The organism is Streptomyces sp. L-9-10, assembly GCF_004151105.1.
Classification (GTDB): domain Bacteria; phylum Actinomycetota; class Actinomycetes; order Streptomycetales; family Streptomycetaceae; genus Streptomyces.
Genome location: NZ_PHRF01000152.1, coordinates 42,633 through 58,478, shown reverse-complemented (window position 1 = coordinate 58,478; position 15,846 = coordinate 42,633). Strand labels below are relative to the sequence as shown.

14 protein-coding genes are annotated in these 15,846 nt (G+C 71.4%); 11 read left to right on the top strand and 3 right to left on the bottom strand.

Features of this window, described 5'->3' with window-relative positions:
• Positions 1 to 31 precede the first annotated feature (31 nt).
• The 7 genes from CU044_RS31510 (at position 32) to CU044_RS31480 (ending at position 8,180) form a co-directional block, all read left to right on the top strand.
• Positions 32 to 823, top strand: coding sequence for a hypothetical protein (locus CU044_RS31510; protein WP_129772152.1), 792 nt, complete (start codon positions 32 to 34; stop codon positions 821 to 823).
• Between the two features lie 71 nt (positions 824 to 894).
• Positions 895 to 2,160 carry a 1-deoxy-D-xylulose-5-phosphate reductoisomerase gene (gene dxr, locus CU044_RS31505; protein ID WP_129772151.1) on the top strand — a complete coding sequence of 422 codons (1,266 nt, stop codon included), beginning with the start codon at positions 895 to 897 and terminating at the stop codon, positions 2,158 to 2,160.
• Positions 2,157 to 3,458 carry a site-2 protease family protein gene (locus tag CU044_RS31500; RefSeq protein ID WP_129772150.1) on the top strand — a complete coding sequence of 434 codons (1,302 nt, stop codon included), beginning with the start codon at positions 2,157 to 2,159 and terminating at the stop codon, positions 3,456 to 3,458. The genes dxr and CU044_RS31500 overlap by 4 nt, the downstream gene beginning before the upstream one ends.
• A 163-nt stretch (positions 3,459 to 3,621) precedes the next feature.
• Complete coding sequence (gene ispG / locus CU044_RS31495; RefSeq protein WP_129772149.1) at positions 3,622 to 4,776, top strand: flavodoxin-dependent (E)-4-hydroxy-3-methylbut-2-enyl-diphosphate synthase; 1,155 nt, start codon at positions 3,622 to 3,624, stop codon at positions 4,774 to 4,776.
• Between the two features lie 201 nt (positions 4,777 to 4,977).
• Positions 4,978 to 5,823, top strand: coding sequence for a GNAT family N-acetyltransferase (locus tag CU044_RS31490; protein ID WP_165372023.1), 846 nt, complete (start codon positions 4,978 to 4,980; stop codon positions 5,821 to 5,823).
• Positions 5,824 to 5,839: 16 nt separating this feature from the next.
• Positions 5,840 to 6,421, top strand: a complete 582-nt coding sequence (locus tag CU044_RS31485; protein ID WP_129772148.1) for a GNAT family N-acetyltransferase — start codon at positions 5,840 to 5,842, stop codon at positions 6,419 to 6,421.
• Between the two features lie 67 nt (positions 6,422 to 6,488).
• On the top strand, positions 6,489 to 8,180 hold the full coding sequence (locus tag CU044_RS31480; protein WP_129772147.1) for a proline--tRNA ligase: 1,692 nt from the start codon (positions 6,489 to 6,491) through the stop codon (positions 8,178 to 8,180).
• Positions 8,181 to 8,275: 95 nt separating this feature from the next.
• Here the strand turns inward: CU044_RS31480 and CU044_RS31475 are convergent, their stop codons facing one another.
• Genes CU044_RS31475 through CU044_RS31465 form a run of 3 tightly spaced genes read right to left on the bottom strand, consistent with a single transcriptional unit; the run spans position 8,276 to position 10,223 of the window.
• Positions 8,276 to 9,202 (bottom strand): aminoglycoside phosphotransferase family protein, encoded by a 927-nt coding sequence (locus CU044_RS31475; protein WP_129772146.1) that lies wholly within the window; start codon positions 9,200 to 9,202, stop codon positions 8,276 to 8,278.
• Between the two features lie 32 nt (positions 9,203 to 9,234).
• Positions 9,235 to 9,711 carry a DUF4439 domain-containing protein gene (locus CU044_RS31470; RefSeq protein WP_129772145.1) on the bottom strand — a complete coding sequence of 159 codons (477 nt, stop codon included), beginning with the start codon at positions 9,709 to 9,711 and terminating at the stop codon, positions 9,235 to 9,237.
• Positions 9,708 to 10,223, bottom strand: a complete 516-nt coding sequence (locus CU044_RS31465; RefSeq protein WP_129772144.1) for a hypothetical protein — start codon at positions 10,221 to 10,223, stop codon at positions 9,708 to 9,710. Before CU044_RS31465 ends, CU044_RS31470 begins: the two co-directional genes overlap by 4 nt.
• A gap of 187 nt (positions 10,224 to 10,410) precedes the next feature.
• On the opposite strand from CU044_RS31465, the gene rimP reads away from it, so the two are divergent.
• The 4 genes from rimP (at position 10,411) to infB (ending at position 15,711) form a co-directional block, all read left to right on the top strand.
• A complete protein-coding gene (gene rimP / locus CU044_RS31460) occupies positions 10,411 to 10,908 on the top strand; it encodes a ribosome maturation factor RimP (RefSeq protein ID WP_129772143.1) in 498 nt (165 codons plus the stop codon).
• Between the two features lie 2 nt (positions 10,909 to 10,910).
• Entirely contained in the window at positions 10,911 to 11,984 is a 1,074-nt protein-coding gene (gene nusA, locus CU044_RS31455) for a transcription termination factor NusA (RefSeq protein WP_129772142.1), read from the top strand.
• Between the two features lie 155 nt (positions 11,985 to 12,139).
• Positions 12,140 to 12,430, top strand: a complete 291-nt coding sequence (locus tag CU044_RS31450; protein WP_129772252.1) for a YlxR family protein — start codon at positions 12,140 to 12,142, stop codon at positions 12,428 to 12,430.
• Positions 12,431 to 12,579: 149 nt separating this feature from the next.
• Entirely contained in the window at positions 12,580 to 15,711 is a 3,132-nt protein-coding gene (infB, locus tag CU044_RS31445; protein ID WP_129772141.1) for a translation initiation factor IF-2, read from the top strand.
• Positions 15,712 to 15,846: the final 135 nt, after the last annotated feature.

Below are 15,846 nucleotides of genomic sequence, written 5' to 3'. Positions count from 1 at the left end.
TCGGCGCGATCGACCGACGACGGGGGCGGGCATGTTCGAGGCCGGGAAGCGGCGGGCACGACGGACACGGCGGGGGCTCGGGGCGGTGGCCGCCGGGCTCGTCCTGGCCGGGACGGCCGCGTGCGGTGGTGACGGGCAGGGCGCCGACGACGGCAAGGGCGGGAAACCGAGCGGGAAAACGGCCGACAAGCCCTCCGCCGCCGCCTCCGGGCCCGCCCCGCTCACCGAGGACCGGCTCACCGCCGCGTCCCTCACCGACGGCGAGAGGATCGGCGCGTACACCGCCTCCGAGTACGCCCTCGGCGCGCCGCTCGGCGACGACTACACCGCCGATCCCGCCGTCTGCCAGCCGCTCGTCAGCCTTGCGAAGGGCGCCACCGCGTTCGACCCCGTCGCCGAGGTCCAGCGCAAGGCCGACATACCCGACGAGCTGCTCGGCCTCACCGTCTCCGTACAGCTGCGTTCGTACACCGCGCCGGACGCGGCCGGTGTGATGAAGGCCCTCGGCACGGCCGGGCGCGAGTGCGCGGGCGGGTTCACCGAGGACCGGGCGCTGGCGAAGGCGACGTATCTGAAGGTGGAGCCCGCCGGGGCGCCGGACGTGGGGGACGAGGCCAGGGCGTACCGCCTCACGCTCCTCGACGTGAAGGGCACGCTGAAGCTGTACGAGTATCTGACCGTCGTACGTTCGGGCTCCACCACGCTCTCCTTCCGCGCCGAGATCACCGGTACGAAGGACGTCGGGGGAGTGCCCGACGAGATCATCCAGGCGCAGTGGCAGAAGTTCTCCGCGGCGGCCGGGGACGCCGCGGAGAAGCGGTGAAGACGGGCGCACGGGGGCACCTGCCGGGGCGCGCTGTCCTCCCGGCGCGGGGATGAGGCGAGAATAGGGGCATGAGCGACTGCCCAGCCCCTCTCGCCGATCCGCACATCGCCTTCGATCCGACCGAAGGCCGCCGGGACATCGTCGTCCTCGGCTCCACCGGATCCATTGGCACGCAGGCCATCGACCTGGTCCTGCGCAACCCCGACCGCTTCCGTGTCACCGCGCTCTCCGCCGCAGGCGGTCGCGTGGAACTGCTCGCCGAGCAGGCGCGGCGGCTGCGGGTCCGTACCGTCGCGGTCGCGCGTGAGGAGGCCGTGCCCGCGCTCCGGGAGGCGCTCGCCGGGCGGTACGGGACGGCTGAACCGCTTCCCGAGATCCTCGCGGGACCCGACGCCGCCACCGAACTGGCGGCGTCGGACTGCCACACCGTGCTCAACGGCATCACCGGCTCCATCGGACTCGCGCCCACCCTCGCCGCCCTCACGGCGGGCCGTACGCTCGCGCTCGCCAACAAGGAATCGCTGATCGTCGGCGGCCCGCTGGTGAAGGCCCTGGCCAGGCCCGGCCAGATCATCCCCGTCGACTCCGAGCACGCCGCGCTCTTCCAGGCGCTGGCCGCCGGCGCCCGCGCCGACGTGCGCAAGCTGGTGGTGACGGCTTCCGGCGGGCCCTTCCGCGGCCGTACGAAGGCCGAGCTGGCGCACGTCACCCCCAAGGACGCCCTCGCGCATCCCACCTGGGCCATGGGTCCGGTGATCACGGTCAACTCGGCGACCCTCGTCAACAAGGGCCTCGAAGTGATCGAGGCACATCTGCTGTACGACATTCCCTTCGAGCGCATCGAGGTCGTCGTACACCCCCAGTCGTATGTGCACTCGATGGTGGAGTTCAACGACGGTTCGACCCTGGCCCAGGCGACTCCGCCCGATATGCGCGGGCCGATCGCCGTGGGTCTCGGCTGGCCGCACCGGGTGCCGGACGCCGCGCCCGCCTTCGACTGGACCACGGCCTCGACCTGGGAGTTCTTCCCGCTCGACACCGAGGCGTTCCCGTCCGTGGGACTCGCCCGGCACGTCGGCACCCTGGGCGGCACGGCCCCCGCGGTGTTCAATGCCGCGAACGAGGAGTGCGTCGACGCGTTTCTGGCCGGACGGCTGCCGTTCAACGGCATCATGGATACGGTCACAGAGGTCGTCGCGGAGCACGGCACCCCCCGTACGGGAACCTCGCTCACCGTGGCGGACGTCCTCGAAGCGGAGACCTGGGCCCGCGCCCGGGCCCGTGAGACGGCAGCGACATTCAGTGAAGAACAGCCAGCGGAGGCTCGCGCATGACGATCCTGTTGACGGTCCTCGGCATTGCCGTCTTTGTCGTGGGACTGCTCTTCTCCATCGCCTGGCACGAACTGGGCCATCTCTCCACGGCCAAACTCTTCGGCATCCGCGTGCCCCAGTACATGGTCGGCTTCGGGCCGACCATCTGGTCGCGCACGAAGGGCGATACGGAATACGGGATCAAGGCGATCCCGCTCGGCGGCTACATCCGGATGATCGGGATGTTCCCGCCGGGCCCCGACGGCAGGATCGAGGCACGCTCCACCTCGCCGTGGCGCGGGATGATAGAGGACGCGCGCTCCGCCGCCTTCGAGGAGCTGGGACCGGGCGACGAGAAGCGCCTCTTCTACACGCGCAAGCCGTGGAAGCGCGTGATCGTGATGTTCGCGGGTCCGTTCATGAACCTCGTCCTGGCCGCCGTGATCTTCATCGGTGTGGCGATGAGCTTCGGCTTCCAGACCCAGACCACCCAGGTCGCCGGCGTCCAGCAGTGCGTGATCTCGCAGAGCGAGGAGCGCGACACCTGTGAGAAGAAGGACCCGGTCTCGCCCGCCCGCGCGGCCGGTCTCCAGAAGGGCGACAAGATCGTCGCCTTCAACGGGCAGCGGGTCGACGACTGGTCGACGCTCTCCGGCCTCATCCGCGAGACGATCGGCCCCGCCACCATCACCGTCGACCGCGACGGCACCGAGCGGGTGCTGCACGCCACGCTCGCCAAGAACATGGTGGCCGAGAAGGACTCCGACGGGGAGGTCGTGCCGGACAAGTTCGTACCGGCCGGCTATCTCGGCTTCGCCGCCTCCACCGAGATCGTCCCGCTCTCGTTCCCCCAGTCCGTGGACCGGATGGGCACCATGATCGGGGACGGCGTCGAATCGATCGTGGCCCTGCCCTCCAAGATCCCCGACCTCTGGAGCGCGGCCTTCGGCGACGGCCCGCGCAAGGACGACTCACCGGTCGGTGTGGTCGGCGCGGCGCGCATCGGCGGCGAGGTGATGACGCTGGACATCCCGGCACAGAACCAGATCGCGATGATGCTGTTCCTGCTCGCGGGTTTCAACCTCTCGCTCTTCCTCTTCAACATGCTGCCGCTGCTGCCCCTGGACGGCGGGCATATCGCGGGCGCGCTCTGGGAATCGCTGCGGCGCAGGCTCGCACGGCTGTTCAAGCGGCCCGATCCGGGCCCGTTCGATGTGGCGAAGCTGATGCCCGTCGCCTATGTCGTGGCGGGGATCTTCATCTGCTTCACCCTGCTCGTTCTCGTCGCCGACGTCTTCAACCCGGTCAAGATCAGCTGATTGGAACCGATTCACGGCGGCCGGACACCATTCGTGTCCGGCCGCTTATCTTTGGGTGGAGTTTTCGCGTGGATGTGCTTGCTCCGTACGCGGTGGCGTAATCTCGGGGGCTGGAGCCCGCCGATCTCGGGACCTTGATCCACACCTTGGGGTTGCACAGCAGATGACTGCAATTTCTCTCGGAATGCCGTCCGTTCCGACGAAGCTCGCCGACCGACGGGTCAGCCGTCAGATCCAGGTGGGGTCGGTGGCGGTCGGCGGGGACGCACCGGTCTCGGTGCAGTCGATGACCACGACGCGCACGTCCGACATCGGCGCGACGTTGCAGCAGATCGCGGAGCTGACGGCGTCCGGCTGCCAGATCGTACGGGTCGCGTGCCCGACCCAGGACGACGCGGACGCGCTGGCGACGATCGCCCGGAAGTCGCAGATCCCGGTCATCGCGGACATCCATTTCCAGCCGAAGTACGTGTTCGCGGCGATCGACGCGGGCTGCGCGGCGGTGCGGGTGAACCCGGGCAACATCAAGCAGTTCGACGACAAGGTCAAGGAGATCGCGAAGGCGGCGGGCGAGACCGGCACCCCGATCCGTATCGGCGTGAACGCCGGATCGCTGGACGCGCGTCTGCTGGCGAAGTACGGAAAGGCCACGCCGGAGGCGCTCGTCGAGTCGGCGCTCTGGGAGGCGTCGCTGTTCGAGGAGCACGGCTTCCGCGACATCAAGATCTCGGTGAAGCACAACGACCCGGTGATCATGGTCAACGCGTACCGGCAGCTGGCGGCGCAGTCCGACTACCCGCTGCACCTCGGCGTCACCGAGGCGGGACCCGCGTTCCAGGGCACCATCAAGTCCGCGGTGGCCTTCGGTGCCCTCCTCAGCGAAGGCATCGGCGACACGATCCGGGTCTCGCTCTCCGCCCCGCCGGCGGAGGAGGTCAAGGTCGGCATCCAGATCCTGGAGTCGCTCAACCTGCGCCAGCGCCGGCTGGAGATCGTCTCGTGTCCGTCCTGCGGCCGCGCCCAGGTCGACGTCTACAAGCTGGCCGACGAGGTGACGGCCGGTCTGGAGGGCATGGAGGTCCCGCTGCGCGTGGCCGTCATGGGCTGTGTCGTGAACGGGCCCGGCGAGGCCCGTGAGGCCGACCTCGGTGTCGCGTCCGGCAACGGCAAGGGCCAGATCTTCGTCAAGGGCGAGGTCATCAAGACCGTCCCGGAATCGAAGATCGTGGAGACCCTCATCGACGAGGCCATGAAGATCGCGGAGCAGATGGAGAAGGACGGCATCGCCTCGGGCGAGCCCGAGGTCTCCGTCCGCTGACCGCGCCCCTTGTGCCGGCCACCGTGTCCGCCTGCGGACATATGTGCGTAACGGGTCCCGCAGCCACCGCCCCCGGGCATCGGCTGCGGGACCCTTCGCACTCTGACCTGCGGCGATACCGGATCCTGCTCCGATGAGCGGCATACCGGGAAGGCGCCGGGTACAGTGCGGAGATCGGCAGACGTATGGTGAGGCCCCCTCGTGTTGACGCAGACCACCACCCGGGTCCTCGAACCCGGCGAACTCGACGCCGCGCTCGCCGTCCTGGAGAGCGAGCCCGTCGAAAACGCCTTCGTGACGTCCCGCGTACAGGTCGCGGGGCTCGACCCCTGGCGCCTCGGTGGCGAGATGTGGGGCTGGTACGCGGACGGGCGGCTGCGCTCGCTCTGCTACTCCGGCGCCAACCTCGTACCGATCTGCGCCACCCCCGAGGCCGTGCGCGCCTTCGCCGACCGGGCCCGCAGGACCGGCCGCCGCTGCTCCTCGATCGTCGGCCCCGCCGAGCCCACCGCCCAGCTGTGGCGGCTGCTGGAGCCGCACTGGGGCCCGGCCCGCGAGATCCGCGCCCACCAGCCGCTGATGGTCACCGAGCAACTGCCCGCCACCGTCGCGCCCGACCCCCTCGTGCGCCGTATCCGCAAGGCCGAGCTGGACGTGATCATGCCCGCCTGCGTGGCGATGTTCACCGAGGAGGTCGGTGTCTCGCCGCTCGCCGGTGACGGCGGACTGCTCTACCAGGCGCGCGTCGCCGAACTCGTCGGCGCGGGACGCTCGTTCGCCCGGATCGACGACGGCAGGGTCGTCTTCAAGGCCGAGATCGGCGCCGCCACCCCCCGGGCCTGCCAGATCCAGGGTGTCTGGGTCGACCCCGAATTCCGCGGCCGCGGCCTGTCCGAGGCGGGCATGGCGGCGGTCGTACGGTACGCGCTGGCCGATGTGGCGCCCGTCGTCAGCCTGTACGTGAACGACTACAACACCCCTGCCAGAGCGGCGTACCGCCGGGTGGGTTTCCGTGAAGTGGGCGCCTTCATGAGCGTGCTGTTCTGAAAGTAGGGTTCGGCCCATGCTGAGCATTCCCGGGGGCAGCCCCCGCACCCCCGACGTACAGGTAGGGCCGGTCGATCTCGCCGCACGCGTCGACGAGGCGCTCGCCGTACAGGCCCTCGCCTTCGGGCTCAGCGACGACGAGATCGAGGTACGCCGCCACATCGTGCTCCGGCATCTGCTGCTGCGCGGCTCCCGCGCCCTCGGCGCGACCACCGTGACCGGCCGGCTCGTCGGCTTCGTGTACGGCCTGCCCAACGACCGCGCCCACTGGTGGTCCACCGTCGTCGAGCCGTATCTGCGCACCACCGGCTCCGAGGGCTGGCTCCTCGACTCCTTCGTGATCACCGAGCTGCATGTCCACCCCGAGTTCCAGGCCCGGGGCATCGGCCGCGCCCTGATCACCGCGATCACCGACAGCGCGGGCGAACCCAGGTCGATCCTCTCCGCGATCGACATCGAGAGCCCGGCACGCCGCCTCTACCGCACGCTCGGCTACACGGACCTGGCCCGCCAGGTCCACTTCCCCAGCGCCCCCAAGCCGTACGCCGTGATGGGCGCCCCGCTCCCGCTGCGCAGGGCGGCCGGCGCGGACAACTGATTTCCGCCCGCGGGCGTGCCCCGGCTAACCTCCAGGCATCAGCCGAGAGAACGCAGGAGTGCTCCCCATGTCCCAGGTCCAGCGCATGTCCCGTTTGATGGTCAAGACATTGCGCGACGACCCGGCGGACGCCGAGACGCTCAGCCACAAGCTGCTCGTCCGGGCGGGGTACGTCCGCCGTACGTCCGCCGGTATCTGGACCTGGCTGCCGCTGGGCAAGAAGGTCTTCGACAACGTCTCGCGCGTCGTCCGCGAGGAGATGGACGCCATCGGCGCGCAGGAGGTGCTGCTGCCCGCGCTGCTGCCCAGGGAGCCGTACGAGGCCAGCGGCCGGTGGGAGGAGTACGGCGACCTGCTGTTCCGCCTCAAGGACCGCAAGGGCGCCGACTATCTGCTGGGCCCCACGCACGAGGAGATCTTCACCCAGGTCGTCAAGGACCAGTGCACGTCCTACAAGGACCTGCCGGTGATGCTCTACCAGATCCAGACGAAGTACCGCGACGAGGCCAGGCCGCGCTCCGGTGTGCTGCGCGGCCGCGAGTTCCAGATGAAGGACTCGTACTCCTTCGACACCACGGACGAGGGCCTGGCCGAGTCGTACGCGCTGCACCGCCAGGCGTACCAGAAGATCTTCGCGCGCCTCGGCCTCGACTTCCGTATCGTCTCGGCGGTCTCCGGTGCGATGGGCGGCTCCGCCTCCGAGGAGTTCCTGGCGCCCGCCGCGGCCGGCGAGGACACCTTCGTGGACTGCCCCGCCTGTGACTACGCGGCCAACACCGAAGCCGTCACCTTCACCGCGTCCGTGCCCGCGGCCACCGAGCCCGGCCCGGTCGAGGAGCTCGACACCCCCGACACCCCGACCATCGAGACGCTCGCAGCGTTCCTCGACGTGCCGGCCTCGGCGACCCTGAAGAACCTGCTCGTCAAGGTCGACGGCGAGATCACGGCCGTCGGCGTCCCCGGTGACCGCGAGGTGGACCTCGGCAAGCTCGGCGAACACCTCGCGCCCGCGGTGGTGGAGCTGGTGACGGCCGAGGACTTCGAGGACCGGCCCGACCTCGTACGGGGCTACGTCGGCCCGCAGGGCCTCAAGATCCGCTACATCGCGGACCCCCGGATCGCCCCCGGCACCGCCTGGATCACCGGCGCCAACAAGCCCGGCACCCACGCGCGCGACGTGGTCTGCGGGCGGGACTTCGAGGTCGACGACTACCTGGACGTGGTCGTCGTCGAGGCGGGCGACCCCTGCCCGGCCTGCGGTACGGGCCTCAAGCTCGACCGCGCGATCGAGATCGGCCATATCTTCCAGCTCGGCCGCAAGTACGCCGACACCTTCCAGCTCGATGTCCTCGGCCAGCAGGGCAAGCCGGTCCGCGTGACCATGGGCTCGTACGGCATCGGTGTCTCGCGCGCGGTGGCGGCCCTGGCCGAGCAGAGCGCCGACGAGCAGGGGCTGTGCTGGCCCCGCGAGATCGCCCCGGCGGACGTCCATGTCGTCGCGGCGGGCAAGGCGCTCCAGACGGAACTCGCGCTGGACGTCTCCGAGCAGCTGTCGGCGGCCGGGCTGCGGGTGCTGGTGGACGAGCGCCCCGGGGTCTCGCCGGGTGTGAAGTTCACCGACGCCGAACTGATCGGTGTCCCCAAGATCCTGGTGGCGGGCCGCCGCTCGGCCGACGGTGTCCTGGAGCTGAAGGACCGCCGCACGGGCGAGCGCGAGGAACTGACAGTCGCGGAGGCGATCGCCCGCCTGACCGCCTGACCCGTACGTGTCGTGGGACGGGCCGGCCTGCCGAGCCCGTCCCACGAGGAATCCCCGGCCCGTCCGGCGGGGAACTCCTCAAGGGTTCAGGGGCTCTACAGCCAGCCCGCGAACTCCAGCAGCAGCTCGGCGCTCTGCCGACGGCCCGCCCGAAGCGTGCGCACCCCCGACTCCACCGCCCGGAACAGCGTCCACCCACGCACCCGTTCCCGGTCCAGGTCCAGCGAATCGGCCAGCCTGTTGACCCGGCGGCGGGCCGAGGACGCCCCCGACGACGCCGCCACGAGGTCCTCGACCCGGTCGCGCACCAGCCGGGCCAGATCGTAGGCGCGCTCACCGACCAGCGGCTCAGGGCCGACCGCCAGCCAGGGCGCGCGGTCGCCGGCGAGCACCTTGCCCTGGCCGAAGGCGCCGTGCAGGAGCTGTACTTCGGCGGCCGAGGCGCAGAGTTCGTCGCGCGCCGCCAGCGCCGCCGACACCAGCGGCGCGAGCGTGTCGTCGGCCGTCGTCCGCAGCGCCACCGCTTCCCGCGCGGTCCGCTCGGCCACCGTCTCGAAGCCATGGCCCCCGGGCGGGTCGACCCACAGCCGGCGCACCGTACCCGCCGCTTCCAGGAGTGACTTCGCCTCCGGCAGGGAGCGCAGCGACACCTCGGGATGCAGCCGCTCCAGGAGCAGCGCGCCGCCGGCGGTGTCCGGGGCGTCCGTGCCGCCGTCGTCCGCGGCGTCGAGCAGCTCCGCCGCCCCCCAGCCCTTCCAGTGCGCCAGCGCCGCCCGCTCCCGCGAGGGAGCCGCGAACGGCGGGACGATCTTGAGCGTCGCGGGGGAGCCGTCGGACCGCCGTACGAGCAGTACCAGACCGCTCCGGCCACCGGGCGCGATCACCCGCTCGACCTCCAGCCCCCGCCGGGCGACCGCCTCACCGGCGATGCCGGGCAGCCGCTCCAGCCACGCGGCGGCGGTGGTCTCCCCGTACCTCTCGCCGAGCGTGCGCACCAGACGCCGCGGCGGTTCGAAACCCATACGTGCGTTGTTCCCTTTCCGAGCTCACGGGCTCACGCTCGCTCGGCGAGCCCAGGAAAGGCTACGCCGGTCCCGCGCCAGCGCACCGCGCGCACGGCGGCCTCGCGCAGCGCGCCGGCCGCCTCCCGCCGCAAGGGGCCCTCCGAGGCCCGTACGAGATCGGAGTAGACACCCGCGACGCGGTCCTCCAGATGGGCGGCCAGCCGCACGGCGGCGGCGGAGTCCGGTACGGGGAAGGGCAGGGCGTACGCGGGAGCGGCGGCGGCGGGCGTGCCGCCCAGGTCCCGTACGGTCCGCGCCAGTGCGTCGCGCCGGGCCCGGTGCGCCGCGTGCGCGCTGGTGGCCTCGCTCCGGCGCGCGCCGCCGACGCGACCGCCGACGACCCCGTACCCGTACACCGCGGCGTGCTCCGCGGCGAGTGCGGCCTGCGCGGCGTCCAGCGCACCGGCGTTCGCCCCGGTCGCCGTGCCCGTCGCCCACGCCCTCCGCGTCGTCCGCGCCGTGCTCATGAGCGGGATCCTTCCGTCAGCAGATAGGCGTGGGCGGCGCTCGCCGCCGCGAGGGAGGCCAGCAACCGGGCCAGTTCCGGGGGCGCTTCCATGAGCGCCGCGGTATGCGCGTCGCTGGTGCGGCGCTCGTTCGCGGCCAGCGCCCTGAGGGCCGCCGCCGGTTCCGCCGGGACGCCGGGCGAGCCGGGCGCCGGGGCCGCGGCCGTGACGGGCGCGGACGGAGCGGCGGACGGCGACGCGGACGGGCTCGCGGACCCGGACGGTTCCGGGGCCAGCGCCGCCAACTGCCGTACGACCGCGGCCCGTAGCGGGGCCAGCCGCTCGCGCTGCCCGGGGTGCCGCTTCAGCACGGCGTCGTACTGCCCCAGCAACTCCCGGTTGGTGCCTGCCGCGCGCACCCGCAGCGCGCGCTCGATCTCGGCCGCCCGCGCGATGCCCGCCGGACTGTCCGCGGCCGGCGAGTCCTGGGAACAGCCGGTCAGCAGACCGGCCGTCGTGGCGCCCGCGGCCATCAGAGCGTGTCTCCGTGTCGTCCCCGTGCGCCCCACGCGTCTCTCCTCGGGCCTCGCGATGATCACCGCAGGCGAGCGTACCCGCGGGTCACCCCCAGGTGGACGGCAACACCCCTTGGGACCGGATACCCTTTGATCTGACACGCGACGATCCCACAACAGCACACGCGGCCGAGGAGTCACCCGGATGAGCACCACCCAGAGCGAAAGGCTGCGCGGACTGCTGGAACCGCTCGTCAGCGCGAAGGACCTGGATCTGGAAGAGATCGAGGTGTCCCGGGCGGGCAGGCGTCGTGTGCTGAGGGTCGTGGTGGATTCCGACGAGGGCGTGGACCTCGACGAGTGCGCCGAGCTGAGCCGCTCCATCTCCGACAAGCTCGACGAGACGGACGCGATGGGCGAGGACGAGTACCAGCTCGAAGTGACCTCTCCCGGGGCGGAGCGCCCGCTGACCGAACACCGCCACTACGTGCGCGCCGTGGGCCGGCTGGCCAGGTTCCAGCTCCACGAGGACGGCGAACTGGTGGCACGCATTCTCACCGTCGACGACGAGGGGCTCGACCTCGAAGTCCCGGGCGTGAAGGGGCGCAAGCCCACCGCCCGCCGGATCGAGTTCGCGGGGATCGACAAGGCGCGCGTGGAGATCGAGTTCAGCCGCAAGGACAAGAAGGAAGAGGAGGCGTAGCCGTGGACATCGATGTGAAGCTCCTGAGGGGCTTGGCACAAGAGAAGGAGATTCCCTTCGACCTGCTGGTCGAGGCGATCGAATCGGCCCTCCTCATCGCCTACCACCGCACCGAGGGCAGCCACCGGCGCGCCCGGGTCGTACTGAGCCGGGACACCGGCCATGTCACGGTCTGGGCCAAGGAGGACCCGGCCGATCTGGAGGAGGGGCAGGAGCCCAAGGAGTTCGACGACACCCCGTCGGACTTCGGCCGGATCGCCGCGACCACCGCCCGCCAGGTCATCCAGCAGCGGCTGCGGGACGCCGAGAACGACGTCACCTTCGGCGAGTACGCGCGCCGGGAGGGCGATATCGTCGCCGGTCTCGTCCAGCAGGGCAAGGACCCGAAGAACGTCCTGGTCAAGCTGGACGACAAGCTGGAAGCCATCCTTCCGGTGCAGGAACAGGTGCCGGGCGAGGAGTACACCCACGGTCTCCGGCTGCGTACGTACGTGGTGAGGGTGGCCAGGGGGGTGCGCGGGCCGTCGGTGACGCTGTCGCGGACCCACCCCAATCTGGTGAAGAAGCTCTTCGCGCTGGAGGTCCCGGAGATCGCGGACGGCTCCGTCGAGATCACGGCGATCGCCCGCGAGGCCGGCCACCGCACCAAGATCGCCGTACGGTCGACACGTTCCGGTCTCAATGCCAAGGGCGCCTGCATCGGCCCGATGGGCGCGCGTGTGCGCAATGTCATGGCCGAGCTGCTGGGCGAGAAGATCGACATCGTCGACTGGTCGGACGACCCGGCCGAGATGGTGGCGAACGCGCTGTCGCCCGCCCGGGTCACCAAGGTCGAGGTCGTCGATCTGGGTGCCCGCTCCGCGCGGGTGACCGTGCCCGACTACCAGCTGTCGCTGGCGATCGGCAAGGAAGGGCAGAACGCCCGGCTCGCCGCCCGGCTGACCGGCTGGCGCATCGACATCCGGCCGGACACGGAGCTCACGGACGACGACCGGGACCGCGGCGACGACCGCGACCGGGGCGACGACCGGGACCGTGGACGGGACGACCGGGACCGCGGTCGCGACCGCGGCTGAATATCCGCTCCGACGATCAGGGACGACCGGCGGTGGCGGCCTGTCACGGTGAGCCGTGACCCGGCCCCGCCGGACATCGACACGATCTTTCGGGCGGCGGGCGTTCGAACCTTGCCCCAAAGGGGTGACGTCGGCGCGGGGAGGTAGACTTGAACGTGTCTGGCCGGACGATCGACCGTGCATGCCCTGAGCGCACCTGCGTGGGCTGCCGGGAGCGAGCGGCCAAGAACGATCTGTTGCGCATCGTGGTGACCGGAGAACAATGTGTTCCCGATCAACGCGGTACGCTGCCCGGCCGGGGTGCGTATGTGCACCCCGCCTTGATCTGTCTCGATCTGGCGGTCCGCCGCCGGGCGTTCCCCCGGGCCTTCCGGGTCCAGGGACCGCTCGACAGCGCGGAGCTGCGCCGTGTGGTCGAGGCGATCACAGTGCAGGCAGCACTGTAGGAAGAAGTACGGCACGGAGCCCCGTGCGGTTCAGGTACCTCGCGAGTTGGAAGTAGGTCGAGATTGCGATGAGCACTCGATGAGTACGCGATGAGTACGCCCATGAAGTAGCGACGGTCCGGCGGTAACCCGGACCTAAAAGGAGCGAAGTGGCTAAGGTCCGGGTATACGAACTCGCCAAGGAGTTCGGCGTGGAGAGCAAGGTCGTCATGGCCAAGCTCCAAGAACTCGGTGAATTCGTCCGTTCGGCGTCGTCGACGATCGAGGCGCCGGTTGTACGCAAATTGACTGACGCTTTGCAGGGGCCCGGCGGCAACGCCGGCAAGTCCGCTGCCAAGCCCGGGGCGCCCCGCAAGGCGACCCCCGCCAGGCCCGCCGCGCCCTCCCCGGCGCAGGCGGCACGTCCCGCTGCCCCCAAGCCCGGTGTCCCGGCCCCCAAGCCGGCCGCCGCCGAGGCCCCCAGGAGCACCCCCTCCGCCGCGCCGACGCCCGGCCCGCGCCCGGCTCCGGCCCCGCGGCCCGCGGCCGCCGCGCCGAAGCCGGCGCCCGCCGCACCGGCGGCCCCGGAGTTCACCGCGCCCCCGTCGGCCCCGGCCGCCGGTCCCCGGCCCGGTGCCACCCCCGGCCCGCGTCCGTCCAACCGCCCCACGGGCGGCCAGGGCGACCAGCGCCAGGGTGAGCGGCAGAACGATCAGCGCCAGGGCGACCAGCGCCAGGGCGACCAGCGCCAGGGCGGCCGCTCCGGCGGCGCGCGTCCCGGCCAGGCCCCGCGTCCCGGTGCCCGCCCCGCGGGCCCGCGTCCGGGCAACAACCCCTTCACCTCGGGTGGCTCCACCGGAATGGCGCGCCCGCAGGCGCCCCGTCCCGGCGGCGCCCCGCGTCCCGGCGGCCCCGGTGCCCCCGGTGGTCCGCGCCCGCAGGGCTCCGGTCAGGGCGGTCCCCGTCCGCAGGCCGGTCCCGGTGGACAGACCGGACGTCCCACCCCCGGCGGTATGCCGCGTCCGCAGGCGCCCCGCGCCGCGGGTCCCGGCGGTGGCCCCGGTGGTAACCGTCCGAACCCGGGCATGATGCCGCAGCGTCCCGCTGCCGGTCCGCGTCCCGGTGGTGGCCCCGGCGGTGGCCGTGGTCCCGGTGGCGGCGGTCGTCCCGGCGGTGCCGGTGGCGGCGGCGGTCGTCCCGGTGGCGGCGGCTTCGCAGGCCGTCCCGGTGGCGGCGGCGGTGGCGGTTTCGCCGGTCGCCCGGGTGGCGGCGGCGGTGGCGGCGCTCCGGGTCGTCCCGGTGGCGGCGGCTTCGGTGGCGGCGGTGGCCGTCCCGGCTTCGGCGGACGTCCGGGTGGTCCCGGCGGCCGTGGTGGCACACAGGGCGCGTTCGGCCGTCCCGGCGGGCCCGCCCGTCGTGGCCGTAAGTCGAAGCGGCAGAGGCGCCAGGAGTACGAGGCCATGCAGGCCCCGTCGGTAGGCGGCGTGATGCTGCCGCGCGGCCAGGGCCAGACGGTCCGGCTGTCGCGCGGTGCGTCGCTCACCGACTTCGCGGAGAAGATCAACGCCAACCCGGCGTCGCTCGTCGCCGTGATGATGAACCTCGGCGAGATGGTCACCGCCACGCAGTCCGTCTCCGACGAGACCCTCCAGGTCCTCGCCGGCGAGATGAACTACGTCGTCGAGATCGTCAGCCCCGAGGAGGAGGACCGCGAGCTGCTCGAGTCCTTCGACATCGAGTTCGGCGAGGACGAGGGCGGCGAGGAAGCCCTCGTGTCCCGTCCGCCGGTCGTGACCGTCATGGGTCACGTCGACCACGGTAAGACCAGGCTGCTGGACGCGATCCGCAAGACGAACGTCGTCGCGGGCGAGGCCGGCGGTATCACGCAGCACATCGGCGCGTACCAGGTCGCCACGGACGTCAACGGTGAAGAGCGCAAGATCACCTTCATCGACACCCCGGGTCACGAGGCGTTCACCGCCATGCGTGCCCGTGGTGCCAAGTCCACCGACATCGCGATCCTGGTGGTCGCGGCCAACGACGGTGTGATGCCCCAGACGATCGAGGCGCTGAACCACGCCAAGGCGGCCGACGTGCCGATCGTGGTCGCGGTCAACAAGATCGACGTCGAGGGCGCCGACCCGACCAAGGTGCGCGGTCAGCTCACCGAGTTCGGTCTGGTGGCCGAGGAGTACGGCGGCGACACCATGTTCGTCGACATCTCCGCCAAGCAGGGCCTGCACATCGACAGCCTGCTGGAGGCCGTGGTCCTCACCGCGGACGCCTCGCTCGACCTCCGGGCCAACCCGGAACAGGACGCGCAGGGTATCGCCATCGAGGCCCACCTCGACCGCGGTCGCGGCGCCGTCGCCACCGTGCTCGTCCAGCGCGGCACGCTGCGCGTCGGTGACACGATGGTCGCCGGTGACGCGTACGGCCGTGTCCGGGCGATGCTCGACGACAACGGCAACAACGTCGAGGAAGCGGCGCCGTCGACGCCGGTCCTGGTCCTGGGTCTCACCAACGTCCCCGGCGCCGGCGACAACTTCCTCGTGGTCGACGAGGACCGCACCGCCCGGCAGATCGCCGAGAAGCGTGCCGCTCGTGAGCGGAACGCGGCCTTCGCCCGCAGGGGCGTCCGGTTCTCCCTGGAGAACCTGGACGAGGCCCTCAAGGCCGGTCTGGTGCAGGAACTCAACCTCATCATCAAGGGCGACGCGTCCGGTTCGGTGGAGGCCCTCGAGTCCTCGCTGCTCCAGCTCGACGTCGGCGACGAGGTCGACATCCGTGTCCTGCACCGCGGTGTGGGTGCGGTCACGGAGTCGGACATCGACCTGGCCATGGGCTCCGACGCCATCGTGATCGGCTTCAACGTGCGCGCCGCGGGGCGTGCCGCGCAGATGGCCGAGCGCGAGGGTGTGGACGTCCGGTACTACTCGGTCATCTACCAGGCGATCGAGGAGATCGAGTCCGCCCTCAAGGGCATGCTCAAGCCCGAGTACGAAGAGGTCGAGCTCGGTACGGCGGAGATCCGCGAGGTCTTCCGCTCGTCCAAGCTGGGCAACATCGCGGGTGTTCTCATCCGCTCCGGCGAGGTCAAGCGGAACACCAAGGCCCGGCTCGTCCGCGATGGCAAGGTCATCGCGGAGGACCTCAACATCCAGGGTCTGCGCCGCTTCAAGGACGACGTCACCGAGATCCGCGAAGGCTTCGAGGGCGGTATCAACCTCGGAAACTTCAACGACATCAAGATCGACGACGTCATCGCGACGTACGAGATGCGCGAGAAGCCGCGCGGCTGACGCGCGACAACCGGTCCGGGGCCGGTCGACGGGACGCATATTCCGTCGATCGGCCCCGGCCGTTCCGTGTACGGTTCTTGTGCCCCTGCCAAGCGCTGGCAGGGCATCTGAACCCGTACCGGCGGGGATCCGGAA